At 57.4% G+C, this 23,877-nt stretch carries 22 protein-coding genes; 21 read left to right on the top strand and 1 reads right to left on the bottom strand.

The annotated features are described in order from the left end of the window. The first annotated feature begins 3 nt into the window (after positions 1 to 3). From GJU83_RS00910 to GJU83_RS00825, 18 genes are all read left to right on the top strand, one after another. The gene (locus GJU83_RS00910; protein ID WP_053115401.1) at positions 4 to 327 is read left to right on the top strand and encodes a YbaB/EbfC family nucleoid-associated protein; all 324 of its coding nucleotides are present in this window, start codon (positions 4 to 6) and stop codon (positions 325 to 327) included. A 31-nt stretch (positions 328 to 358) separates the two neighbouring features. Then, complete coding sequence (recR, locus tag GJU83_RS00905; protein WP_069183494.1) at positions 359 to 961, top strand: recombination mediator RecR; 603 nt, start codon at positions 359 to 361, stop codon at positions 959 to 961. Between the two features lie 31 nt (positions 962 to 992). Continuing rightward, on the top strand, positions 993 to 2,150 hold the full coding sequence (locus GJU83_RS00900) for a ribonuclease D (RefSeq protein ID WP_069183495.1): 1,158 nt from the start codon (positions 993 to 995) through the stop codon (positions 2,148 to 2,150). Further along, positions 2,147 to 2,440, top strand: a complete 294-nt coding sequence (locus tag GJU83_RS00895; RefSeq protein ID WP_069183496.1) for a YcgL domain-containing protein — start codon at positions 2,147 to 2,149, stop codon at positions 2,438 to 2,440. Before GJU83_RS00900 ends, GJU83_RS00895 begins: the two co-directional genes overlap by 4 nt. Then, positions 2,437 to 2,883: a YcgN family cysteine cluster protein gene (locus tag GJU83_RS00890; protein ID WP_069183497.1), complete on the top strand. Its 447-nt coding sequence runs from the start codon at positions 2,437 to 2,439 to the stop codon at positions 2,881 to 2,883. Before GJU83_RS00895 ends, GJU83_RS00890 begins: the two co-directional genes overlap by 4 nt. Beyond that, complete coding sequence (locus tag GJU83_RS00885; protein WP_069183498.1) at positions 2,883 to 3,227, top strand: hypothetical protein; 345 nt, start codon at positions 2,883 to 2,885, stop codon at positions 3,225 to 3,227. The genes GJU83_RS00890 and GJU83_RS00885 overlap by 1 nt, the downstream gene beginning before the upstream one ends. Before the next feature lie 38 nt (positions 3,228 to 3,265). Next, positions 3,266 to 5,419, top strand: a complete 2,154-nt coding sequence (locus GJU83_RS00880) for a VWA domain-containing protein (RefSeq protein WP_227514496.1) — start codon at positions 3,266 to 3,268, stop codon at positions 5,417 to 5,419. Between the two features lie 17 nt (positions 5,420 to 5,436). Next, on the top strand, positions 5,437 to 6,279 hold the full coding sequence (locus GJU83_RS00875; RefSeq protein WP_069183500.1) for an AAA family ATPase: 843 nt from the start codon (positions 5,437 to 5,439) through the stop codon (positions 6,277 to 6,279). Positions 6,280 to 6,313: 34 nt separating this feature from the next. Then, the gene (locus GJU83_RS00870; protein ID WP_069183501.1) at positions 6,314 to 7,492 is read left to right on the top strand and encodes a vWA domain-containing protein; all 1,179 of its coding nucleotides are present in this window, start codon (positions 6,314 to 6,316) and stop codon (positions 7,490 to 7,492) included. A gap of 345 nt (positions 7,493 to 7,837) precedes the next feature. Continuing rightward, positions 7,838 to 8,386, top strand: a complete 549-nt coding sequence (locus GJU83_RS00865) for an AraC family transcriptional regulator (RefSeq protein ID WP_069183502.1) — start codon at positions 7,838 to 7,840, stop codon at positions 8,384 to 8,386. Positions 8,387 to 8,392: 6 nt separating this feature from the next. After that, on the top strand, positions 8,393 to 9,799 hold the full coding sequence (locus tag GJU83_RS00860; RefSeq protein WP_069183503.1) for a hypothetical protein: 1,407 nt from the start codon (positions 8,393 to 8,395) through the stop codon (positions 9,797 to 9,799). Further along, positions 9,796 to 12,603 (top strand): tetratricopeptide repeat protein, encoded by a 2,808-nt coding sequence (locus tag GJU83_RS00855; protein ID WP_069183504.1) that lies wholly within the window; start codon positions 9,796 to 9,798, stop codon positions 12,601 to 12,603. Before GJU83_RS00860 ends, GJU83_RS00855 begins: the two co-directional genes overlap by 4 nt. Beyond that, the gene (locus tag GJU83_RS00850; RefSeq protein ID WP_069183505.1) at positions 12,593 to 13,078 is read left to right on the top strand and encodes a tetratricopeptide repeat protein; all 486 of its coding nucleotides are present in this window, start codon (positions 12,593 to 12,595) and stop codon (positions 13,076 to 13,078) included. Before GJU83_RS00855 ends, GJU83_RS00850 begins: the two co-directional genes overlap by 11 nt. Continuing rightward, positions 13,079 to 13,426, top strand: coding sequence for a hypothetical protein (locus GJU83_RS00845; RefSeq protein WP_069183506.1), 348 nt, complete (start codon positions 13,079 to 13,081; stop codon positions 13,424 to 13,426). Between the two features lie 16 nt (positions 13,427 to 13,442). After that, positions 13,443 to 14,114, top strand: coding sequence for a MotA/TolQ/ExbB proton channel family protein (locus GJU83_RS00840; protein WP_069183507.1), 672 nt, complete (start codon positions 13,443 to 13,445; stop codon positions 14,112 to 14,114). A gap of 9 nt (positions 14,115 to 14,123) precedes the next feature. Then, a complete protein-coding gene (locus tag GJU83_RS00835) occupies positions 14,124 to 14,654 on the top strand; it encodes an ExbD/TolR family protein (RefSeq protein WP_069183508.1) in 531 nt (176 codons plus the stop codon). After that, positions 14,651 to 15,139, top strand: a complete 489-nt coding sequence (locus GJU83_RS00830) for an ExbD/TolR family protein (RefSeq protein WP_069183509.1) — start codon at positions 14,651 to 14,653, stop codon at positions 15,137 to 15,139. The genes GJU83_RS00835 and GJU83_RS00830 overlap by 4 nt, the downstream gene beginning before the upstream one ends. Continuing rightward, on the top strand, positions 15,132 to 16,133 hold the full coding sequence (locus GJU83_RS00825; protein WP_069183510.1) for an AgmX/PglI C-terminal domain-containing protein: 1,002 nt from the start codon (positions 15,132 to 15,134) through the stop codon (positions 16,131 to 16,133). The genes GJU83_RS00830 and GJU83_RS00825 overlap by 8 nt, the downstream gene beginning before the upstream one ends. 45 nt (positions 16,134 to 16,178) lie before the next feature. Here the strand turns inward: GJU83_RS00825 and GJU83_RS00820 are convergent, their stop codons facing one another. Further along, the gene (locus GJU83_RS00820; RefSeq protein ID WP_069183511.1) at positions 16,179 to 16,664 is read right to left on the bottom strand and encodes a MaoC/PaaZ C-terminal domain-containing protein; all 486 of its coding nucleotides are present in this window, start codon (positions 16,662 to 16,664) and stop codon (positions 16,179 to 16,181) included. A 200-nt stretch (positions 16,665 to 16,864) separates the two neighbouring features. Between GJU83_RS00820 and GJU83_RS00815 the strand changes: the two genes are divergently transcribed. From GJU83_RS00815 to GJU83_RS00805, 3 genes are all read left to right on the top strand, one after another. Beyond that, entirely contained in the window at positions 16,865 to 18,541 is a 1,677-nt protein-coding gene (locus GJU83_RS00815) for a long-chain fatty acid--CoA ligase (protein WP_069183512.1), read from the top strand. 123 nt (positions 18,542 to 18,664) lie between these two features. Further along, complete coding sequence (gene hrpA, locus GJU83_RS00810; protein WP_174804998.1) at positions 18,665 to 22,600, top strand: ATP-dependent RNA helicase HrpA; 3,936 nt, start codon at positions 18,665 to 18,667, stop codon at positions 22,598 to 22,600. Between the two features lie 149 nt (positions 22,601 to 22,749). Beyond that, positions 22,750 to 23,871, top strand: a complete 1,122-nt coding sequence (locus tag GJU83_RS00805; RefSeq protein ID WP_153633513.1) for a beta-ketoacyl-ACP synthase III — start codon at positions 22,750 to 22,752, stop codon at positions 23,869 to 23,871. Positions 23,872 to 23,877 lie beyond the last annotated feature (6 nt).

The following is a 23,877-nucleotide window of genomic DNA, read 5'->3' as shown; positions in this document are numbered from 1 at the left end:
GTTATGATGAACAATATGGGCGATATGATGAAAAAAGCCCAGAAAATGCAGGAAGAGATGCAGAAGGCCCAGGAGGAAATCGCCAAGGCAGAGGTGACTGGCGAAGCCGGTGCCGGTCTGGTCAAGGTTACCATGAATGGCCGCCACGACGTTCGTAAAGTGGACATCGACTCATCGCTGATGTCAGAGGAAAAGGACATCCTGGAAGACCTTCTCGCCGCTGCAGTAAACGATGCCGTTCGCCGCGTTGAGGAAAACCAGAAGGAGAAGATGTCCGGTATGATGTCGGGCATGGGCCTGCCACCCGGCTTCAAAATGCCGTTCTGAATTTTACCCTGCCGTCGTTTGAGGACCTTTCATGGCGTTCAGCCCGCTGGTTGATGAGCTTGTAGAATCCCTTCGTTGCCTCCCCGGTGTTGGTCAGAAAACTGCCCAGCGCATGGCTTTCCATTTGCTCGAGCGTGGCCGCTCGGGCGGTACCCGGCTTTCCGAGGCATTGAGCCAGGCCATGACCGGTGTACGTCGCTGCGAAAGCTGTCAGAACTTTGCGGACACCGAAGTCTGCGGCATCTGTGAAAATCCTCAGCGCCGCACCGGGACGCTGTGTGTGGTGGAAAGTCCCTCGGATTTGCTGGCCATCGAGCAGGCGGGTGATTACCGGGGTGGTTATTTTGTCCTGATGGGACACCTGTCGCCCATCGATGGCGTGGGGCCTGAAGAAATCGGCATCGAACGCCTGCTGAAACGGATCCGCGATGAAGGTGTTACGGAACTGATCCTGGCGACCAACCCGACCGTGGAAGGCGAGGCTACCGCCCACTACATAGCGGATCGTCTTGATGGCCAGGGGATCCTGATTACCCGGCTGGCCCATGGCATTCCGGTGGGTGGCGAGCTGGGCTATGTTGACGGATTTACCCTGACGCACGCATTCCGTGGCCGCAAGCCGCTCTCCGATTGAACCAGAACAAATAATCCTACCAGGCACGTTTATGGATATTTCTGCCCACGCCTCGATGGCTGTTGACGTTCCCCCGGCCCCGGCCAGCATTCATTGGGTCCGGGAGCCGCAGGCGCTGGACCAATGGCTGGAACGATCACCTGGCAAACCTCTGTCTCTGGACACTGAATTCGAGAGGGTAAACACCTTCTATCCGATTCCGGGCCTCGTTCAGCTGGGACTTGGTGGTGAGTTCTGCCTGGTGGACCCTTCCGTTGCGGAGAAATCCCGACGTTTCCGGGAAATACTGGCAGATCCGGGCACCCCTAAGCTCCTGTACGCCATGAGCGAAGACCTGGAATTGTTCCGCCAGTGGCTCAACATTGAGCCTGCCGGTGTGATAGACCTTCAAATTGGTGCTGCAATGGCCGGAGCCGGGTTTTCCCTCGGTTACGCCAGGCTGGTGGAAACTCTTTTTGGCGAGACGCTGGACAAGTCCGCCACCCGCTCCGACTGGCTGGCAAGACCATTGAGCGACGCCCAGCAACGCTATGCGATTGACGATATCCGTTTTCTGGAGCCGATGTACCAGTGGGTTAGCCAATTATTGCGTGATCGCGGGCTAGAGGCGGCCCTCGTGGAGGAGTCGGCTCGTTTTGCCGATGAGCTGGCGGGGCAGGAAGATCCGGACAACCATTACCTGAAGCTGCGCGGAGGCTGGACGCTTTCTGCCCAGCAGCAGGGGGTGCTCAGAGAACTGGTTCGTTGGCGCGAACTGGAATGTCAGCGGCGGGACCGGCCGAGGAACAGGGTGCTGGCTGACCCTCTATTGATTGCCATTGCGGAAAGGCTGCCCGGTTCACTCAAGGAGCTTTCCAACATTCAGGGTGTCCCTTCCGGCGCTGTCCGCCGATACGGTGAAACCATCCTTGAGCTTGTTAGCCGGGGGGCGACCGCGGATAATTCCTCCCTTGAGAGGATCGCGCCACCATTGTCACGGGATCAGCAGGGCTTCTTCAAACAGTTAAAGCGTCTTTTCAGGAAAGCTTCAGAAGATGCTGATATTCCGATGGAATTGCTGGCGCCCAGGAAGCGTCTTGAGAAGGTTGTGCAGCATCCCGATCTGGCGAAACATGAATTTTTCCAGGGCTGGCGGGCGCAAGTTCTCGCGCCGGTTCGCGCTGATATCGAGGAATTGCTGAAGTCATGAAAGAGCGAGAGTTCGTTTCCGTTTTCCGCAGCAGCAAGAAGAACGACACCTACCTTTTCGTTCGCCGCGGCCAGAACTGGGAGGATCTTCCCGAGAGCCTCCGGGGTATCTTCGGGCAGCCGGTCCACTCCATGGACCTCGTGCTGACACCCGACCGTAAGCTGGCACGAACCACTGGAAAGCAGGTTCTGGAAGCGATCGACGAGAAGGACTTTTTTCTGCAGATGCCGGAAGAGCAGGAAAGCTATGTGGTGGACTTCAAGCGTAAGCTGGAGCAGCGCAATCCATGATTGCCCAGGTGCCGTTCTGGCAGCGTAAACGCCTGAATGAGATGACGGCGCAGGAATGGGAGTCTCTCTGTGACGGTTGCGGCAAGTGTTGCCTCAACAAACTGGAAGACGAGGACACCGGTGAGGTTTACCACACCGACCTTGTCTGCCGTTACATGGACGAGGAAACGTGCCAGTGCACCGTTTATGAAGAACGGCTAAAGAAAGTGCCGGGCTGCACAGTGCTGACACCGGATACCGTCAGCGACTACCATTGGTTGCCATATACCTGCGCCTACCGAACGTTGGCTGAAGACCGGCCGCTGGCCGACTGGCATCCTCTGCGAAGCGGGGATCCGGGCTCCGTACACGAGGCAGGTGTTTCGATTCGCCACAAGGTCATCTCAGAGGACCGCGTGCCGGAAGAAGACTGGGAAGAACACATCATTCACTGGATCCTGTAATGATTGATACTGATGCACAACTGGCCTACGGGATATTCTGGGCCGCCTACGCCATCGCCTTTGTCGTATTCTTTTACATGATGAAGAGCCTTGTGCGTTTCCTTCCGTTTTACGGGGTTCGTACCCTGATTCTTGCCGCCCTGGTGGCCTTGCTGCTTACCCCGGTGGAGTCGCCGGAACTGGCCGGCTGGTGGATTCCGGCCTGGCTGTTTGGCGGTTACGAAATGATTCTCGGCGACGCCGACGCTTCAGGCCGGGCGCTGTTCAATCTCGGTCTGGCTGGATTGGTAATGTTGCTGGTCTGGGTACTGGATCTGGTTCGTTACCGCCTGGTTCGCAAGTAAATCGGGAAAACAATAAAAGGATGGATGCCTTGAGAGAGATGACATCGAGATGGTTGGGCCTGTTCGCGGCTTTTCTCGCGCTCAGCTTGTCTGGCGGGCTTGGCGCCCAGGAGAGCGACGACGTTCAACTGCCAGAACAGTCGGACGTGCGGATCATTGTCGATATCTCGGGTTCCATGAAAGAGACCGATCCGGAGAATCTGCGTCAACCTGCCGTTCGTTTGCTCGCCCGGCTGTTGCCAGAGGGAGCCAGTGCCGGTGTCTGGACGTTCGGACAGTACGTCAACATGCTGGTGCCGCACCAGGAGGTGACCGATACCTGGCGGGATATGGCCATCCAGCGTTCCGCGCAGATCAATTCCGTTGCCCTCAGAACCAACCTTGGCGCGGCTATTGAGACGGCAAGCGATGACTATTTCACGGATGGCGATCTGGGGCAGACCCACTTTATCCTGCTAACTGATGGCAAGGTCGATATCTCCGACGATGCCGCCGCCAATACGGCAGAAGAAAAACGGATTCTGGACACGATTGTGACGGATCTCATCGAGCGGGGCGCCACGTTTCACCCTGTAGCCCTGTCAGAGGCTGCCGATACTGACTTTCTGAAGGCGTTGGCGACGGAATCCGGTGGCCGTTTCCAGGTGGCCGATACGGCGGATGCACTGAACCTGGCGTTTCTCCAGGCCCTGAACACCGCGGTACCCCAGGAGCAGATTCCGATTGAGGGCAACGGTTTCACTGTAGACGAGGGAGTCAGTGAATTTACCGCCCTGATTTTCTGGGGCGAGTCCGAGACCTCGGCAACACGGGAGCTTGCCCTGGTGCGCCCGGATGAACAGACCGTCAATCTTTCTGAATTTCCCGATAATGTCCGCTGGGCCAGGGAAGCGGGCTATGACCTGATCACGGTCAATGAGCCGTTGGCCGGGCAATGGCGTATCAATGGCGAGTTGGGCGAGGGCAGCCGGGTAACGGTGGTCAGCGATCTCAGGATGGTGGTTAATCCACTACCACCGTCGTTTACCGCAGAGGACCCGCTGAACATCCGGGTTGGTTTTTTCGAGGAAGGGGAGAGAATCAGCAATTCTGATTTTCTGGGTGTGATTGAGGTCAGCCTCAGTATCACCTCGGAAGATGGCCGCAGCGGAACCAAAGTATTGTCTGGTGAGCAGCCACCGGCAGATGGCACCTATCGGGATACGGTGAGTCGATTGCCAGCTGCTGGCCTCTATACCTTTGATGTCGTTGCCGACGGCCAGACCTTCAGCCGCAAGTTCAGTGCGACTGTCGGCTTCACAGTGCCTGAAGGGACGGAACCTGCCGATCAGCCATTTGAACAGGTGGAGCCCGAGGTAATTGAATCGGAGCCCGCCTCCGAGCAATCTGAGCCGGAGCCGCCCGTATCCGAGCCCGAGCAATCCGAGCCTGAACCTGCGATATCATCGCCCATCGATGTAAGCCAGGCAGAGGAGCCGGTGACGCCGCCGGCACAGGAGCCTGAGCCGGCGCCTGAGCAGTCGGAAGATACGGAAACCGCCTTTGCAGTACCCTTGTGGATGGTCGCAGCAGCTGGCGGTGGTGTGGTTCTGATCGGCGGCCTGGTGTGGTTTGCATTTCGACAGCGGAAGCAACGCCAGCAGGAGCAGGCAGAGGCCGCCGCAGAACGAGAAACGCTTGAGGACCTGCAGGAGGAGCCCCAACCAGAGCCTGAGGAGATAACTGAGCCGGAACCCGAGCCAGAAGCTAGCGTCGATCTGGAGGAGAGCCTTCAGCCGGACGAGGATGCCGAGACCGAGGAGATTCCGGAGGTCACCGAGGAGGCGCCAGAAGATGATATGTCCGAGCTGGAAGCCGTGATTGATGAGCATGAGGCCACTCTGAAAGCGGAAGATGAAGCGCTTTCTGAATCCGGGATGGAATCGGCCGATGACCTGGAAGAGGACATCCCGGTGGCCGATACGCCGGTGGAAGAAGAGCCTGCAGAGACGGATGAGGATATCCCTGAGTTAGAGGATGTCGCCGATCCCTCCGACGCTGATGAGCCGGAAGAAGATGACGAGGAAGAGTTCGGGCTTGAGGATTTCGATTTGTCCGAGTTCGACGATTTACCCGATTATGATCAGGATGAGTCCGGATTGCCCGAAGACGATTCAAAGAAAAAGCCTGATCAGAAAGACCAGAAAAAGTAACCAACAGGAACCAGAGCATGAAGTTTACCGGTACCGAAAAGTACGTAGCCACCGATGACCTGCAAATGGCCGTCAACGCAGCAATTGCGCTTCAGCGCCCGCTGTTGATCAAAGGCGAGCCGGGCACCGGGAAAACCCTGCTGGCGGAGGAAATGGCCGCCGGCCTGGGCATGAAGCTTATTCCCTGGCACATCAAGTCCACCACCAAGGCACAGCAGGGTCTCTACGAATACGATGCGGTTTCCCGTCTGCGGGATTCCCAGCTGGGCGATGAAAAGGTCAAGGACATCAGCAACTACATCGTCAAGGGCAAGCTCTGGGAGGCCTTCGAGGCGGACGAGCAGGTGGTGCTGCTGATCGACGAGATTGACAAGGCCGATATCGAATTCCCCAATGACTTGTTGCTGGAACTCGACCGGATGGAGTTCTTCGTCTACGAGACCCAGCAGTCCGTAAAGGCAAAGAAGCGTCCGATCGTGGTGATCACCAGTAACAACGAGAAGGAATTGCCGGATGCCTTCCTGCGCCGGTGTTTCTTCCACTACATCAGCTTCCCGGACCACGACACCATGCAGAATATCGTGGACGTACATTTCCCGGGCTTGCAGCAGGAAATCGTTCGCGATGCCCTGGAGGTTTTCTTTGATGTGCGTAAGGTGCCGGGCCTGAAGAAGAAACCGTCTACCTCGGAGCTGATTGACTGGCTGAAACTGCTGATGGCGGATGAGCTGTCTGCGAAAATGTTGCAGGAGAAGGATACCAGCTCGGCGCTGCCACCGCTTTACGGGGCCCTGGTGAAGAACGAGCAGGATGTGCACCTGCTGCAGAAGCTCGCTTTCATGGCCCGTCGTCGCAGCTGATTCTCGGCAAGCTCATTGGCAAGAGTCACGTTTTATGTTGATTGATTTTTTTCTTGAAGTCCGGCGCGCGAGAGTGCCTGCCAGCCTGAGAGAGTTTCTGGACCTTCTGGAAGCCCTGCAGAAACGGCTTGCCTTTGCGGATATGGAGGAGTTCTATTACCTGTCCCGTCTTTGCCTCGTCAAGGACGAGCGCCACTTCGACAAGTTTGACCGCGCGTTCCAGGCTTACTTTGAAGGAATCGAGAATCTCGACGACCTGCTTGAAGCCCTGATTCCGGACGACTGGTTGCGGGCCGAGTTCGAGAAGCACCTGTCTGAGGAAGAGAAGGCAAAGATCGATTCTCTCGGAGGCCTGGAGGAGCTGATTGAGACCTTCAAAAAGCGGATGGAGGAGCAGCAGGAGCGTCACGCTGGCGGGAACAAATGGATCGGTACCGGCGGTACTTCACCCTTTGGAGCTAACGGTTACAACCCGGAGGGGTTCCGGATCGGCCAGAAGAATGGTCGTCACGGCAGGGCCGTGAAAGTCTGGGAAAAGCGCGAATTCAAGGATCTCGACGACAGCGTGACCCTGGGCATCCGCAACATCAAGGTGGCGCTGCGCCGACTGCGGAAGTTCGCCCGCCAGGGCGCGGCGGACCAGCTGGATATGGATGACACCATCCGTTCGACTGCTCGCAATGCCGGCTATCTGGACCTGAAAATGGTGCCCGAACGACACAATGCGGTGAAGGTGCTGATCTTCTTTGATGTCGGCGGTTCCATGGACCCCCACGTCCGAGTGTGCGAGGAACTGTTTTCTGCTGCCCGGCTAGAGTTCAAGCATATGGAATATTTTTACTTCCACAATTTCATCTATGAGAGTGTCTGGAAGAACAATATCCGCCGCATGAACGAAACCACCAGCACCTGGGACATCCTTCACAAGTACACGCCCGACTACAAGGTGATCTTTGTGGGTGACGCAACGATGGCTCCCTACGAGATCTCCCACCCCGGTGGCTCCATCGAGCACTGGAATGAGGAAGCGGGCGCCACGTGGTTCCAGCGCATCACCGAACATTTCCGGAAGGTTGTGTGGATTAATCCGCTCCCGGAGAGTTATTGGGGCAATGGGGGATCGTTGGGAATGACGAAGCAACTCGTTAACGACCACATGTACCCGCTAACGGTTGAAGGCCTCGAATCGGCCATGAAGCAACTGAGTAAATAAAAAAAGCCGATGCGGTTGAGGGCATCGGCAAAGCTCGGCATATCAAGCGGGGTTGCCTGAAGGCTTTCCCGCCGCTTTCCAGAGAGCAAATACAGGGCCAGTTGGATTAAAGGCTGTTAAAACAGTCGTTTAAAAATCCAGTTACGCGAATTCCGGGTTCTGATTTTTCTCCCCTCCTGAATACCGTCAAATAACTCGACACTCTTCTCAATTTCGAACTGCCGAACTCGCGTTTTTCATTTGGTGATCTGGATACCGTTCTTGGCGGTTACCAAGTGTTACGCTTTCTGCCGATCTGTTACAGAAGTTTTCATGAGTTACAGAGGCTGCAAAGGCAGGAGGCTTATGTTCGGCACACAACAAACACAAAGGCGCCGGATAGCACATCGAAGGGTAGTGGCCATCGGATCCGTTATTCTTGCATTGCTGACCGCTCCAGCAATACCAGAGGCCGGGCTTGATGAAGAGCTCGAACGCCTGAGCGCCGAGGTCGCCAGTCACTCCGAGCGCGTGTTTGCCCTCGAACAAAAGGTGCTGCACCCAGCCAATACCCGGCTGGCAGTTTTTCTGACACTTCAAAGCCGGGATGCCCTCGATCTCGATTCCGTCGAGCTGTTTGTGAATGGCCAGCCAGTGGCCTCCCACCTGTATTCCGACAGAGAGCGGGCTTCACTTGAACGGGGCGGAATACAGCAGTTGTTCACCGGGAATCTGCAAAACGGCGAGCATGAGTTGAAAACGGTCATTACCGCTCGCTCTGCCGACGATGATTTTGTGCGTCGGGAATCCACGCACCGGTTCAGAAAACGCCCCGGCGTTCTGCGTCTGCAATTGAGCCTTGAAGCCCGGGCTCCCGATTACGAACCCCGGGTTTCTTTCGTGGAGTGGGAGTAGGGCGTCATGGTGTTGCGGGTCCTGCTGGTTCCGGTCCTTCTGACTGTCTGCGGGTTTACCTTGGCGGCTACGTCGTCAATGCCGGACGAACTTCGTTCTGGCCTAACGGAATTCCGACAGGCCGGGGATGTTGGCGTCAACCTTGGTGATGGCCGACAGCAAGCGCTCTTCGAAGCCGCGGAAAAGGCAAGAGCTGAGGGTCGTACCGATGCGGCCGGGCGAATCCTGGCCGGAATGAAAGAAGGCTACTGGGCGGCTCTGGGATACCTCAATCTTGCCAGCGATTACGCGAAAACCGATCTTAACCCGGCCAGGGCGCTGGTTGCTTTGCGGGTAGCGTTAGCCATGTCCGAGGGCGACGACAATTCCGGCCGCAGCGAGCACCTGAAGAATAATCTGCTGGTTCGGGCGGGCTACCTTGCTTACCAGCACGGCGAGTTTGACAAGGCGATAAGCTTCCTGGAGAAGGTCGATCTCGATAGCTTTAACATCCCCAGGGCACTTTATCTTCATGGTCTCGCCCTGGCTGAAAGAGGCAATCATCGGGCCGCGATGCAGAGCTGGCATCGGGCCCGGAAGTATCCTCTGGCGTACCCCGGTGTCGCTGACGCCTGGATTGGCATGGGCAGGGGCTACGACCTTTCCGGCTATCTGGGGCAGGCCGGTGAAGCCTATCTGGCCGCCAACGCCGCCTTTGAGAGTGAACGAGTGACTCTCCGCAAACTGGCGGGGAAGATTCGCGAACAAGGGGCCTACAAAACCCTGGTGGAAGATGCCCGGGAAACCGGGATCGACTGGTTTCTTGCAGACAGCCGCACACTGACCCAGCCGCGGATGGCCTACCTCCTGGGGTTCCTGGAAGAGACGAATGCCCAGACCGCTGCGGGGAGGGTGGCAGCTCTTCGCTTGATGGCCGCGAAACTGGAACGTTATGGGCACGACCTTGAGGTATTTCAGGAAGCGCTGACCGAACAGCTGGTCGGCATTCAGGAGCAGGGCTCCAGGCAACGCACAGCTGATCTGATTGCTAAAGGTGAAGAGCTCGGTGCACGGCTGCAGCGGCTCGCGGATAACGCCAGTCCTGGCGGGCAAGCCCGTATCCAGGCCCTCCGGAAAACCCTCTCGGACGCCCAGACGCGGTTGAATCAGGTCAGGAGCAATGCATCGGGGCAACCTGAAATCCTGGAACGTTTACGTCACACAGCTGCCGTGCTGACAGAGCGCAATGAAGCGCTGGCTTCGTCTATTAACCAGTTGCTCAAGGCATCTGAAGCGGCGCTGGACGACCTGGCTCTGGATTATGTCGAGGCCAGGGACCGGCAGATGGCCTTTGCACTGGACAAAACTGAACAACAGATTGCTCACCTGTATGAATATCTTGCCCTCCAGAATCTGGAGGAAACAAAGCCATGATCCGGCCGATCCAGAGCCTCTGTCTCTCCCTGCTTCTGGTTGCGCCGGCTATGGCTCAGGAGTCCTTCCGTGTGGAGCTGGGCAGGGACGGCGAGACCATCGGGGATATGCGTCCGGTTTTCCTGACCTTTGAAAGCCGGCCCATGCCGGCTATCTCGCCCTCGGAAGTTGCCCGGCGTTATCACCGCCTGTTCCGGACATCTGACGAACCGGAGGTGAGGATTGATGCCCTTAACCGTCTGAGCAATATCCGGGATCGTTCAGGTGAAGATATCGGGTTCTCTCCGGCTGAAGAGGAAAGGGTCTACAGCGAGGCAATCAGCAGTTACGAGTCGATTCTGGAGCGCGGCTCCTATGGTGGCCGGCTGGATGAACTGCTTTACCAGATGGCCAAGGCCCATGCCCTGACAGGACAACAGGATGCGTCTATCCAGAGGCTGAAACAGCTGATCGGGCTATACCCTCAATCGCCTCTGGTACCGGAGGCAAGGTTCCGATTGGCAGAATCCGCCTTTGCCGCTGGCCAATACGCCGAGGCAGAAAACGGCTACCGGCACCTGGTTACATCTGATGACAGCGAAGAGTTCAGCACAACGGCCAGATACATGCTTGGTTGGAGCCAGTTCAAGCAGGGGCCGTCTGCCTGGAACAGGGCTGCCGCAACCTTCGTTGAGGTTCTGGATGAGTTTTTGCCGCAGGAACAGAGCCTGGAGTCGGTCAGTGAGTCCAGCGTTGATACCATCGACGATACCTTTCGTGTCCTGGCATTGATGGCCGCACGAAACAGTGGCCCGGACACCCTGATTTCCTGGCTGGATAGAGAACGGCCGCGTCCCTGGGAGCATCTTCTGTTTGACCGCCTCGCTGACTATTACGCCATCCTTGGAGACACCCGGGGCAGTGTCGCAGCCAACACGGCCTTCATTGAGTATTCTCCCAATCACAACTCGGTTCCAGCCTTCCTGTTGCAGGTGGTGGATGTCTGGCAGACAGCCGGTGACGTTGAGCAGGTTCGCGCTGCCCGGGCTCGATTCGTTGAGACTTATGGGGCGGAATCGGCCTTTGCTGAGCTGAGTGGGGACCAGAGCGACAAATGGCGGAGTTACAGCAAGCGCCTGGCCGACTATCACTATGACCTGGGTGGCCGCGCGGCGGAACAGGGGCAGGTTGCAGCTTCCGGTAAGGCCTTTGCAATTGCCGCTGCCTACTATGAAGGACTGTCGCCCAGGGTAGCTCAGAGTGGAGAGATCCTGCGCCTAGCCGGAGATGCTCGACTTCAGGCAGGGCAGTTTGCGAAGGCGCTGGTGAACTTTCGAAAGGCTGCCTACGAAGCGCCCGGTTACAACGAGGCGGCTGATGCTGCCTGGGCCGCAGTCATCCTGTTAAGAGATGGTGTCGACCAAAAGCTCCCGACTGCTGAATTCAGGCCCGAACTGCAGGATCTATCAAACGAGGCCAATCGCTTTGAAAAGCGTTTCGCCGATGATGCCCGGATTTCAGGCCTCATGGCGGATCTGGGCTCCCGCTGGCTTGCAGTAGGCAACCATGAGCGGGCACTGCATTACGCGTCGCAGGTTCTCACGGCAGCCGGGGCATCGCCGGCGGAGCAATATACAGCCTGGCAGGTGACGGCCCGGATTCGCCAGAAGGAAGGTGAGTATGGGTTGGCAGAGCGGGCCTGGAATCAGGCGCTGGATCTTGCGGAGGGCGATCAGCTAGAAGATGTGACCGACGAACAGCGGGCGGCCGTTCGCCGGCAACTGGCGACGGCGGTCTATCGCCAGGGAGAGATGGCAGCCGCTCGCGGCAGGTTCAGAGAGGCTGTAGGTCACTTCCGGCGGGTTGATTCAGTGTTACCCGGCTCGGAAATCGCCATTCGGGCACGGTACGACGCCGCCAATACCTTGCTGAAGGCATCAGACTGGGCAGCCGCTGTGGCGGACCTGCAGGAGTTTCGTGCCGACCACCCGCAACACGAACTGGCTGCGGGTATCAGTGACAAGCTGGTACATGCCTGGATTCAGTCCGATAAACCAACCCGGGCTGCATCAGAATTACTTCAGGCCGCTGACAATAGCGCCAACCCCTGGGGCCTGCGGATGCGCGCCGCAGAATTGCTGAATGAGGCCGGAAATATTGCCGAACGGAATGCCCTGTACGTGGATTACCTTGCAACGGGTCCGGAAGCTGCCGACGGATCTGAGCATGAGCGGCTTCAGACATTCCGTTATCGCCTGGTAGAGACGGGTGACGATCCGGACTCCTGGCGGGAAGCCCTGGTTCAGGCAGAGCTGGACAGTGCCTGGCACAGTGCAGACACACTTGAGTGGTCATCCCGTGCATCCCTGGTGCTTGGCGCCCGGGCAGCAGCGGTGTTCACCAGTATCAGCCTGAGCCAGCCTCTGGAACAATCATTGGACCGCAAACAGAAGGCCCTGGAAGCGGCCAGACAGCGATTTCTCGATGCCGAAGCCCTCGGTGGAGCGCGCGTTCTGTCTGAGTCTTTGTTCCGCAGGGCAGAGCTCTACCGGGGCCTGGCCAAAGACCTGATGACCTCAACCATCCCTTCGGACCTGAATGAGCTTGAGGCCATGCAGTACCAGATGTTGCTGGAAGAGGAGGCTTACCCTTTCGAAGAAAAGGCGATTCAACTGCACACCGAAAACCACCGCCGGATCGCATCGGAAGGCTACGATGCCTGGATCGGGCGAAGCCTTGGCGTTCTTGCGGAACTGCATCCGGGCCGTTACGAGCGAAGCGTCAAATGGCTCAGTTGGAACATGAGGTCGAAAGATGGCGTTTAATCCATTTCCTAAAACAGCACTGCGCTCAGTACTCCTTTTGCTCTTGGTGCTGGGTGGTTGTGCCGGTCAGGAAATCCGGCAGCCCGAGGAATCCGTCAAGACGGATCCGGAACTGGCCGCAAAGTTTGAAAAAGAAGGTCGCACGGCTTTCGAAGAGGGCCGGAAAGGGACGGCTGTAAAGGCCTGGAAAAAAGCCGTGGAGTTGGACCCGACCAACGCTGTAACCGTGAACAATCTGGCGCTCGTGCTCAAGGACCAGCACCGGTTCGCAGAAGCGGCCAAGTTGTTGAAAGCAGGCCTCGTCCATTCACCAGATGTGGCGGAGCTGCATTTCAATTTGGCGGTAATCGCTGAACTCTATCTGCTGGATCTGGAAACAGCCCTTGTGCATTACAGCCGTTACCGGGAGCTGACGGAAGAAGACGACCAACAAGTGGCCGGCTGGATTGCGGATCTGGAACGGAGGCTGGAATAAATGGTTGAAATCCAAAAAGCCGCCAAAGCTGTCTTTGCCGCACTGGTGTTTGCAGGCCTTCAGATACTGGTTATTACGCCGGTACAGGCGGATCAGGGTGACACGGTCCGGCTCAGTGTTGAAGGCCTGTCTGCAAGTCTTGGCGAAGACGAGCCCCGGGTACTCTACATATTGCCCTGGCAGGCGCCAAGCTTGCCACGGAGACCAAGGGCAGATCTGAATGATGAAGCGCCGGAACTGGTGCGTCCGGCTGATCCGGTCGCCCTGGAGCGACACCGTCTGTTCCGAGAAAACCTCAACCCTCTGATCCTGAGTCCCCTTGGGGGCTCAGCGGTGACTGCGCAGTAATAACGGGAGAATAATCATGCTGGACACCATCGTACGTTTTTTCCAGGAAGGCGGGCCTTTCATGTACCCCATTGCCATCGTACTGGCGTTGGGGCTGGCCATCACTCTGGAACGGTTCTTCTATCTCTCGGCGATGAGACGGCGCAACCGGATTGCCTTCGAGCAAGGCATCCTGCCGCTACTCAGGAAGCGGGATTATCAGCGGGCCATGAAAGCGGCCACTAATTCCGATAGTGCGATTGCCTCGATCATCGGCGCCGGGATCGGCCGGTTGCTTAGCAACAGCCGGCGAGAGGATATTGAATGCGCCATGGAAGAAGGCTTGATGGAAGTACTGCCGCGCCTGGAGAAACGCACCCAATACCTGGCGACCCTTGCCAATATCGCCACTCTGCTTGGCCTGCTGGGAACCATTATTGGTCTTATTGCGGCGTTTACCGCAGTGGCTGCGGCAGACCCTTCCCAGAAAGCCAGCTTGCTGTCCGAGAGTATTTCAGTGGCCATGAATACCACAGCCTTCGGTCTGATGTCGGCTATCCCTCTGCTCATGTTCCATGCAGTACTGCAAACACGGACCAATGAGATTGTGGACAGTTTCGAGATGGCCGGCGTGAAGTTGCTTAACATGGTCTCTGATTCTGGTTCGACCCCTGTTGCGGGCAGTGCCGCCCGGCCATCCGCTGCCTGAGTCGATGCCATGAGACGCCGTCACCGCAGGTTAAGTACATCGCCGGAACTGGATATCACCGCCTTTCTAAATCTCATGATTGTGTTGGTTCCGGTTTTGCTGCTTGGCATGGTGTTCAGCCAGGTCCGGATGATCGAGCTGAATTTTCCGGGTATGGAAGCAGGGCAGACACCGGAGCCAGAGGAGTTACGGCTTGTTGTTACCCTCATTCCGGAAGGTATCGAGATCGCAGATAGCAGTCGAGGTCTGATCCGGGTGCTTCCCGTGGATCAGCAGGGGCAGGATTTCGAGGGTCTCCGAGCGGTTCTACGCCAGATCAAGAATCGGGTGCCGGATAAAACCGACGTGGTGCTGGAGGTAGGACCGGACATCGATTACCAGACACTGGTTACGGCAATGGATACCGTTCGCTCGTATCCCGCCGTTGTTGCGGCTAGCGTGGTGGAGGGGGAGCTGTTTCCTGATGTCTCTCTGATGGATGCGCCTGAAGACAGACAACTTGCGGCAAACGCCAGTGCCCAAGCAGGAGAGGGGGCATGAAAACGTCCCGCAAGGCGAAAAGAATTCATCGGCATTACGGCCGGATGCACAAGCCCGGTGGTCTGAACCTGGTATCGCTGATGGACATCTTCACCATCCTGGTTTTTTTCCTGATGGTGAATTCCTCGGATGTGAAAGTGATGCAGAACACCGCAGATGTGCCATTGCCCAAGTCCACGGCCCAACAGGAGGCTGTTGAGAGCCTGACAGTTCAGGTAACGGGCAATGCCATTCTGGTCCAGGGCAGCGAAGTGGCAAGACTGGAGGGTATCGAGACCGGTGACACCTATATCTCCGGCCTTTCGGAAGAGCTTTCCTGGCGCCGTAATCGCTGGTCCGAAATCCCGGAGGAGGGGCTTGAGGTGACCATTATGGCTGGGCGGGATACCGATTATCGGCTGCTTCGCAAGGTCATGCAGACCTGTGTGGATGAACAATATCGGCGGGTGCGTCTGGCCGTGGAAGGGGAGGTCCGCAATGGCTGAGAACGCACATTCCCCGTTGGCGGGTTCGGGCCTGCCATGGAACAGTGACCTCGGCGAACGTCGAAGATTCGCGGTTATCGTGGTGGTGATGCTGGCGCTGTTTCTGCCGCCGGCGTTGCTGGTCCCGATGCTGGAAGTGCCGGAGATTGAACGCAGTGAGGCCGAAAAGGTGCCGCCCCGGCTAGCGCGCCTGGTGGAAAAGCCGAAACCTGTCATGCCACCGGAGCCGGTCCAGCCGGAACCTGAGCCCGAGCCCGAGCCAGAACCGGAAGTAGTGAAAGAGAAGCCAAAGCAGCCGGAACCGGAGGTCGCGAGGGTTGAGCCGGATCCTGCGCCTGCCCCGAAACCGGAAACCAAGCCTAAGGCTGAATCCGTGCCGGAGCCGAAACAGACCGCCGAGCAGGCGCGGGAGAAAGCATCCCGGTTCGGCCTGCTTGCCATGAGAGACAAACTGGCTTCACTGAGGTCGCCCGAACAGGCACCAGCCAGGGAGTTTGAGGTCAATACACAGACGGACGCCGTGGAACGAAACAGAACAACCACGGACTCGAAGCAGGTTCTGGCTGGCAGTGGTGGTGTTGCCGACGCCACCGCCCCGGAGACAAGCGTCGCTGTGGCCGAACATGAAGTCAAAACAGTGGATGCGCCGGTGGAGGAACCCCGGGAAGTGGCTGCGAAACCCGTGAAGGCCCAGCCATCGGTCGGCGAACGGGCAATGAGCAATATCCGGAAGGTCTTCGATGCCCAGAAATCGGCGCTCTATTCCATGTACCAGCGGGAACTGCGGCAGGACCCGACTCTGGAAGGCAAGGTTTTGCTCGAACTGGTCATCGAGCCTGATGGCTCCGTCTCAGCCTGTGAGGTGGTCAGCTCAGAGCTTGAACATCCCAAACTCGAGCAGCGGATTGCCATGCGGGTGAGGCTGTTCAATTTCGGGGCTGACAGTGTTGAAGCCCGGAAGGTCAGATTTCCGATTGACTTCCTGCCCGGGTGAACCGGCTGATCGGGCAGTCAGTGAGAACTGCCCGATGCAAGAAACTCAGTTTTCGATGGTAATTTTGGGCAACCGGGGCTTGTGCAGAGACACTTTCTCCGATGGCGCAATCACCTTCGCTTCTCCTATGACCACCTGCTGATCGTTCTGGTTGCGTACATCGCACTCGACCACGACCCGGCCTTTCGGTTCTTTCCGAAGGACTTTCAGCTTTACGGTGAGTGTGTCATCCAGTTTCACCGGGCGCTTGAAGGACAGGCTCTGATCCAGGTAGATGGTACCGGGGCCAGGCATCACCGTTGCCAGGGCAGCCGAGATCAGGGAGCCGCTCCACATGCCATGGGCAATCCGCTCTTTGAACATGGAGCCGGCTGCAAATTCGGCGTCCAGGTGTACCGGGTTTACATCACCGGAGACCGCTGCAAACAGCACCAGTTCATCCTCGGTGAGGGTGCGCGTGAAGGTGGCGGTGTCGCCCTCATTCAGCTCGTCGTAGGTGATATTCTCCAGAGTATCAAGGGTATCGCTCATCGCGTGCTCCGTGCTGTTGGCATTAAAGTACAGGTGTTCAGGTCGGTGTTCGGGTCAGAGTCTCGAAAACTACCTCATCGGTTACAAAACTGCTATTCTCTCCCCACTTTTTTGAGGCTGATACTTTTGTAGGGTTGATTTTTTAAACAACTTGACATTGGTAAATCATTACAATCAAAAGCGCCAAACAGGAGATGGTGATGGATTTTGAGCAGTTCTATCAGGATAAATACCCCGCCGGCGTGCCCCGCGAGGTGGACCTGAACAAGTACAAAAGCATGGTGGATGTGTTCGAGCAGTCGGTCAAAAAATTTGCTGACCGTCCCGCATTCAGTGCTGTTGGCGCAACGCTCACTTACCGTGACCTCGACACCCAGAGCCGTAACTTCGCGGCCTGGCTCCAGAACAAGACAGATTTGAAACCTGGCGACCGTATTGCTGTGCAGATGCCGAACGTCAGCCAGTATCCGGTGGTTGTATTTGGTGCCATGCGAGCTGGCCTGATTGTGGTGAATACCAACCCGCTGTATACCACGCGGGAAATGGAACATCAGTTCAATGATTCCGGTGCCAAGGCCCTGGTGGTTCTGGCCAACATGGCCGAGAACGCCGAGAAGGTGCTGCCGCACACCGGCATTGAGCATGTCATTGTGACTGAAATTGCGGACATGCACTCGCCTATCAAGCGCACCCTGATGAATGCGGTGATCAAGCATGTCAAAAAGATGGTTCCGCCCTTCAATCTGCCCCAGGCGCACAAACTGCCGGCAGTACTGAGTGCGGGCGCCCGAGAGAAATTTACTCCGGTTGAGTGCAAACAGGACGACATTGCCGTGCTCCAGTACACCGGTGGCACTACCGGTGTGGCGAAAGGCGCGATGCTGACCCACGGCAACCTGGTTGCGAATCTACTGCAGACCCGTCCGATGATGGAAGACATGGTGGTTGAGGGGCAGGAAGTGGTGATTGCCCCCCTGCCGCTCTATCACATTTATTCCTTTACCCTGAACTGCGGCATCATGCTTGAGGCGGGTGCTCACAACGTCTTGATTCCAAACCCGCGGGATATCCCGGGCTTTGTGAAAGAGTTGAAGAACCACAAATTCTCCGCATTCCTTGGCCTGAATACACTGTTCGTTGCGCTTTGCAACAATGAAGAGTTCCAGGACCTGGATTTCAGCAGCCTGAAACTGACCTCATCAGGCGGCATGGCGCTGACCAGCGACACCGCCAAAATGTGGGAGCGGGTAACCGGCTGTGAGATTTGCGAAGGCTTCGGCATGACCGAAACGTCGCCTGTGGTGACCTTCAATCCGCACAGCGCTATTCAGATCGGTACCATTGGGCTTCCGATTCCGTCCACGCAGGTTAAAACCATTGATGAAGAGGGCAATGAGACGCCCCTGGGCGAGCCCGGCGAACTGTGTGTCAAAGGCCCCCAGGTCATGCGCGGTTACTGGCAGCGTCCGGAAGATACCCAGAAGTCCTTCACCGACGATGGCTACCTGCGAACTGGCGACATTGCGCTGATCCAGGAAGACGGTTACATCCGCATTGTGGATCGCAAGAAAGACATGATCATCGTCTCGGGCTTCAACGTGTTCCCTAACGAGATTGAAGATGTGGTCAGCAGCCATCCCAAGGTGGTCGAGTGTGCGGCTGTTGGCGTACCTGATGCCAAGAGCGGCGAGGCGGTCAAGGTTTACCTGGTGCCTACGGCTGAGGGCGTGACAGAAAATGAACTCAAGGAGTTCTGTCGCGAGCGGCTCACCGCCTACAAAGTGCCCAAACAGTTCGAGTTCCGGGACGAACTGCCCAAGACCAATGTAGGCAAGATCCTTCGCCGTGAGCTGCGTGACGAGGCGAACAACAAGTAAGCCTTTCCAGCAGCTGATCAAGGAGAACCCTGCTTCGGCGGGGTTTTTCCGTTTTTCAGATACCGACTTTCCCGATAGACTGTCGCCCAATCGAATCCGAGTGAGCGCTATTCCGGCAATTCAATGACAGACACCCGTTCCGATAATCCGAGCACACCGACTCCGAAACCTGATGCCGAGGCGGCCGTGAAGGCCATGATGGAGCAGCTGGACGCCTGCAACCAGCAGGAGGCCGCCCGCATCGTTAAAACGGTTGCCCGCACCAAAGGGAAGCCTGGCCAGAAAGACCTGGAAAAAATGGCGAAATGGCTCGAGCGTGGGCTGGGAAAGGTGCAGCAGCGACACGCATTGCACAAGCCGGCCAGTTTTCCGGAGGGCTTGCCGGTTTCCGAACGGGTCGACGACATTCGTGAGGCCATCGAAAATAACCAGGTGGTGATCATTGCCGGGGAAACCGGCTCCGGTAAAACCACGCAGATTCCAAAAATCTGCATGAACAGCGGGCGGGGGATCCGGGGGCTGATCGGTCATACCCAGCCCCGACGCATCGCGGCGCGGAGCGTGGCAGCGCGAATTGCCGAGGAAATCGGTGAGCAGACCGGCCAGCAGATCGGGTATCAGGTTCGCTTCACCGACAACACCTCCGAGCAGTCCCGGGTAAAGGTGATGACCGACGGGATCCTGCTGGCGGAGGTTCAGCACGACCGGTTTCTGGATCGCTACGATACGATCATCATCGACGAAGCCCACGAGCGCAGTCTAAACATCGACTTTCTGCTCGGTTATCTGCGTCAGCTCCTGCCCAAGCGCCCGGATCTGAAGGTGATCATTACCTCGGCGACCATCGAAGTCGAACGGTTCAGCGAATTCTTCGACAAGGCGCCGGTGATCGAGGTGAGCGGCCGGACCTATCCCGTGGACGTGCGCTACCGACCGCTGACCGGAGATGAGGACGACCGGGATCAGGGCTGGACGGACGGCGTTCTGGGTGCCCTCGACGAGATCGAGCAGCATGAGCGCAGCCAGAAACAGCCGCCGGGGGATATTCTGGTGTTCCTGCCCGGCGAGCGTGAGATTCGCAATCTTAGCAAGGTGTTGCGCCATGTGGATCTGCGGCATACAGAAGTGCTGCCGCTGTATTCGCGGTTGAGCAATGCTGAGCAGAACAGGGTGTTTCAGTCCCACAAGGGGCGAAGGATTGTGCTCTCCACCAACGTGGCGGAAACCTCCTTGACGGTGCCAGGCATCCGTTACGTGATCGATACCGGGGTGGCCAGGATCAGCCGCTACAGCGTGCGCTCCAAGATCCAGCGACTGCCGGTGGAACCGATTTCCCAGGCCAGCGCCAACCAGCGGGCGGGCCGTTGTGGGCGGGTCGCGCCGGGTATCTGTTTCCGGCTTTACGATGAGACGGATTTTATCAATCGCCCGGAATACACCGATCCGGAGATACTTCGAACCAACCTGGCCTCCGTCATTCTGCAAATGGCCACGTCAGGTCTGGGCGAAATCCGGCAGTTCCCGTTCCTTGAGGCGCCGGACAAGCGCCAGGTCAACGATGGCTACAAGCTCCTGGAAGAGTTGGGCGCGGTGGATGATAAGCGCCGCGTCACCCGGCTTGGCCGAACCATGGCCCGGCTGCCCCTTGATCCAAGACTGGCCAGGATGCTGGTCACGGCCGCAGAGCTGGGCAGTCTGGCGGAAACACTGGTGATTATTGCCGGGTTGAGTATCCAGGACCCGAGGGAGCGGCCCCAGGATAAACAACAGGCAGCGGACCAGGCTCATGCACCGTTCAACGACAAGGAATCGGATTTCGTCACTCTGCTGAACATCTGGAACTTCTATGAAGAACAGCGTCAGGAACTGTCCCAGAATCAGCTCAAAAAGGTCTGCCAGAAAAGTTTCCTGAGCTGGATGCGAATGCGGGAATGGCGGGATATCCATCGCCAACTGACTCTGATCTGTCGTGAACAGAAGCTGACGGTGAACAAGGACGCCGCCAGTTACGAAGCCCTGCACAAGGCGATTCTGGCCGGTCTTCTGGGCCAGGTCGCAATGAAAGTGGAGAAGAAGGAATATCTGGCAACACGAAACCGGAAAGTGCTGATCTTTCCCGGTTCCAAGGTGGCCAAAACGAGTCCGAAGTGGATCGTCGCGACCGAGATTGTGGAAACCAGCCGGGTGTTTGCCCGGGTGGTGGCTTCCATTCAGCCGGAATGGATCGAGCCCCTGGCCGGTCACATCGTCAAACACCACTATTTCGAGCCGCACTGGGAGCAAAAGCGTGCCCAGGTGATGGGCTACGAGAAGGTCACCCTCTACGGCCTGGACATTGTTGCCAAGCGCCGCATCCCCTACGCCAAAGTGGATCCGGCGGAATGCAGGAATCTGTTCATCCGCCGTGCGCTGGTGGAGGGTGATTACCGGTCGAAGGCGCCTTTTATCGCCCGTAATCGCGAGATGCTCGATACGGTTGAGAATCTCGAGAAGAAGACCCGGCGCCGGGACCTGCTCGTTGATGATGAGGTACTGGTGGCTTTCTATGACGAACGCCTGCCCGCAGACATCATCAGTGGTCGGCATTTCGAGACCTGGTGGAAGGGGCTCTCGGGCGAACAGTTGAAGGAACTGGAGCTCACCGAAGCCGACATACTCCAGCGGCCGGTGGATGCCCAGGCCGCCGACCTGTATCCGGACTTTCTGGAATGGGAGGGTGTTCGTTATCCGCTGAGCTATGAATTCGAGCCCACCAGCGAAAAAGACGGTGTCACGCTTCAGGTTCCGCTGATGGCTCTCAAACAGATTCCGTCCCGTCGTTTGGAGTGGCTGGTTCCGGGACTGTTGAGGGAAAAGTGTATTGCCCTGGTGAAATCTCTGCCCAAGGCTCTGCGCCGGAATTTCGTGCCGGTACCCGATTTTGTGGATGCGGCTCTTGAGAATCTTCAACCCTCCAACGAGCCGCTGACGCTTCAGCTCGGTGAGCAGTTGCGCCGCATGACCGGTGTGCAGATTGATCCCGAGGCCTGGTCCGACTCGGAATTGCCCAAACACCTCCGAATGAACCTGCGGGTCATGGGCGACGGCGGTCGCACCATCGCTGAGAGTCGCGAGACCGACGATCTGCAACACCAGCTTGAAGGTCAGGCCGAGCAGGCACTGGCCTCGGCAACACAGGATGATTCGCCAGCAGAACCGAGCGGCGAGTACACCGAATGGCAGTTCGGTTCACTGCCGGAAGAGGTCCAGACGGAAAAAGGTGGCATGCAGGTGACCGTGTATCCCGCCCTGGAGGATCTGGGCAAACAGGTGCGCCAGATACGCTGTCTGGATCGGCTGACCGCTGAAGATATCACCCGCAAGGCCATTGCCCGCGTGATCCTCAACCGGTTCGGCAAGACGCTTGATGATCTTGAACGCAAACTGCCTCGTTTCAAGCAGTCGGCGCTGATGTTTGCGCCGGTGGGCCAGTCAAAAGTTTTGTTGGACGACCTGCTTTTGGCGACGGCCATGCAGCATTTTCTCGCGGGCGAAATTCCAAGGACGGCAGAGGATTTCGACAAGGTGTTCAACACTCACCGGGGTGATTTCATTCCGGCTTTGGAGCAGGCAGACGAACGGCTGTATCAGGCCATGTCCGGTTACCAGAAAGTGGCGAAGCAATTAAAAGGCAAAATCAACCTGGCGCTGGCTAACAGCATGGCCGACCTGAAGTTCCAGTTGCAGAACCTTGTCTATCCCGGTTTTCTGGTGCAAACGCCGCCAGAGTGGTTGGCGGAGTTTGGTCGTTATTTTGAGGCCGCTCTGATTCGCCTTGAGAAAATGCCCCGGGAAATGGGCCGTGAGCGGGAGTTTCTTCACACCATTGAGCCCCTCTGGTCCCGCTACGCGGTGAAGCGGGACGAACAACAGCGGCAGGGGATTCGAGATCCGGAGCTTGTCCTTTACCGCTGGATGCTGGAGGAGTTCCGGGTGTCGTTCTTTGCACAGCAACTGGGCACGGTGATGACGGTATCGGTTAAACGCCTGGACCGGCAATGGGAGAAAACCCGAGTTTAGAGAACACGGCGCGCACCAGACTGGTGCCCGTGACTGATACCTGACGGGCAAAACCCAGAGACTGTGTTAGTATTTCCGGCAGTGGGTCAACGAATTAACCAAACGGGACGCTTGGTGTCCCGTTTTCACAATCATGACGTGGGGTTAGCGTGATTAAAGCCGTTATTAGCGGGACCGGTCTCTACACACCGCCAGCAACCATTGATAATGACGAACTGGTCGAAGCCTTTAACCAGTATGTTGAACTATTCAACGCCGAGAATGCAGATGCCATCGCCAGCGGCGATGTGACACCACTGCAGCCATCGTCCTCTTCTTTTATCGAGAAAGCGTCCGGCATCAAACGACGCCATGTGATCGACAAGGATGGCATTCTCGATCCCAAACGCATGAAACCCTATATCCCCGAGCGCGGCAACGAAGAACCTTCGGTGCAATGCGACATGGCAGTGGCCGCCTGCCGTGAGGCCTTGGAGCAGGCGGGCAAATCGGCACAGGATGTCGATGCCGTAATCGTTGCCTGCTCCAACCTGCAGCGAGCCTATCCGGCCGTGTCCATCGAGGTTCAGGAAGCGCTTGGTATCGAGGGGTTTGCCTATGATATGAACGTGGCTTGCAGCTCAGCTACGTTCGGCCTCCAGGCAGCGGTCAACTCTGTCGAGAACGGCAGTGCCCGTTCCGTTCTGGTGGTCAGCCCGGAGATCTGTTCCGGCCACCTGAATTTCCGTGACCGTGACAGCCACTTCATTTTTGGTGACGCCTGCACGGCCATCCTCGTTGAGCGTGAGGAAGATACGTCCAAGGGTCAGGGTTTCGAAATTCTTGGTACCAGCCTGAAGACCAAGTTCTCCAATAACATCCGGAACAATTTCGGGTTCCTGAACCGTGCAGACGATTCAGGCGTTGGCAAACCGGACAAGCTCTTCGTGCAGCAGGGCCGGAAAGTGTTCAAGGAAGTATCGCCTCTGGTTGCCGAGACCATCCAGAAGCAGCTTCAAAGCCTGTCTCTGGCCCCGGATGATCTCCGCCGCATGTGGCTGCACCAGGCCAATCTGAATATGAACCAGCTGATTGCCCGGAAGGTGCTGGGTCGGGATGCGACCGAGGAAGAGGCACCGGTCATCCTCGATGAATACGCCAACACCAGCTCCGCCGGTTCGATCATCGCCTTCCACAAACACAAGGGCGATCTTGTCAGTGGTGATCTCGGGGTTATCTGTTCGTTCGGTGCCGGTTATTCCATCGGCAGCGTGGTGGTACGCCGCCGGTAGACGTTC

Source organism: Marinobacter salsuginis, assembly GCF_009617755.1.
Taxonomy (GTDB): Bacteria; Pseudomonadota; Gammaproteobacteria; order Pseudomonadales; family Oleiphilaceae; genus Marinobacter; species Marinobacter salsuginis.
The sequence above is the reverse complement of the archived record's forward strand: the minus strand, read 5'-3'. Positions and strand labels throughout refer to the sequence as shown.

Excerpts from the sequence above, each read along its gene's own strand:
- GJU83_RS00910 (WP_053115401.1), top strand. The coding sequence starts at position 4 with ATGATGAACAATATGGGCGATATGATGAAAAAAGCCCAGAAAATGCAG.
- recR (WP_069183494.1), top strand. The coding sequence starts at position 359 with ATGGCGTTCAGCCCGCTGGTTGATGAGCTTGTAGAATCCCTTCGTTGC.
- GJU83_RS00900 (WP_069183495.1), top strand. The coding sequence starts at position 993 with ATGGATATTTCTGCCCACGCCTCGATGGCTGTTGACGTTCCCCCGGCC.
- GJU83_RS00895 (WP_069183496.1), top strand. The coding sequence starts at position 2,147 with ATGAAAGAGCGAGAGTTCGTTTCCGTTTTCCGCAGCAGCAAGAAGAAC.
- GJU83_RS00890 (WP_069183497.1), top strand. The coding sequence starts at position 2,437 with ATGATTGCCCAGGTGCCGTTCTGGCAGCGTAAACGCCTGAATGAGATG.
- GJU83_RS00885 (WP_069183498.1), top strand. The coding sequence starts at position 2,883 with ATGATTGATACTGATGCACAACTGGCCTACGGGATATTCTGGGCCGCC.
- GJU83_RS00880 (WP_227514496.1), top strand. The coding sequence starts at position 3,266 with ATGACATCGAGATGGTTGGGCCTGTTCGCGGCTTTTCTCGCGCTCAGC.
- GJU83_RS00875 (WP_069183500.1), top strand. The coding sequence starts at position 5,437 with ATGAAGTTTACCGGTACCGAAAAGTACGTAGCCACCGATGACCTGCAA.
- GJU83_RS00870 (WP_069183501.1), top strand. The coding sequence starts at position 6,314 with ATGTTGATTGATTTTTTTCTTGAAGTCCGGCGCGCGAGAGTGCCTGCC.
- GJU83_RS00865 (WP_069183502.1), top strand. The coding sequence starts at position 7,838 with ATGTTCGGCACACAACAAACACAAAGGCGCCGGATAGCACATCGAAGG.
- GJU83_RS00860 (WP_069183503.1), top strand. The coding sequence starts at position 8,393 with ATGGTGTTGCGGGTCCTGCTGGTTCCGGTCCTTCTGACTGTCTGCGGG.
- GJU83_RS00855 (WP_069183504.1), top strand. The coding sequence starts at position 9,796 with ATGATCCGGCCGATCCAGAGCCTCTGTCTCTCCCTGCTTCTGGTTGCG.
- GJU83_RS00850 (WP_069183505.1), top strand. The coding sequence starts at position 12,593 with ATGGCGTTTAATCCATTTCCTAAAACAGCACTGCGCTCAGTACTCCTT.
- GJU83_RS00845 (WP_069183506.1), top strand. The coding sequence starts at position 13,079 with ATGGTTGAAATCCAAAAAGCCGCCAAAGCTGTCTTTGCCGCACTGGTG.
- GJU83_RS00840 (WP_069183507.1), top strand. The coding sequence starts at position 13,443 with ATGCTGGACACCATCGTACGTTTTTTCCAGGAAGGCGGGCCTTTCATG.
- GJU83_RS00835 (WP_069183508.1), top strand. The coding sequence starts at position 14,124 with ATGAGACGCCGTCACCGCAGGTTAAGTACATCGCCGGAACTGGATATC.
- GJU83_RS00830 (WP_069183509.1), top strand. The coding sequence starts at position 14,651 with ATGAAAACGTCCCGCAAGGCGAAAAGAATTCATCGGCATTACGGCCGG.
- GJU83_RS00825 (WP_069183510.1), top strand. The coding sequence starts at position 15,132 with ATGGCTGAGAACGCACATTCCCCGTTGGCGGGTTCGGGCCTGCCATGG.
- GJU83_RS00820 (WP_069183511.1), bottom strand. The coding sequence starts at position 16,664 with ATGAGCGATACCCTTGATACTCTGGAGAATATCACCTACGACGAGCTG.
- GJU83_RS00815 (WP_069183512.1), top strand. The coding sequence starts at position 16,865 with ATGGATTTTGAGCAGTTCTATCAGGATAAATACCCCGCCGGCGTGCCC.
- hrpA (WP_174804998.1), top strand. The coding sequence starts at position 18,665 with ATGACAGACACCCGTTCCGATAATCCGAGCACACCGACTCCGAAACCT.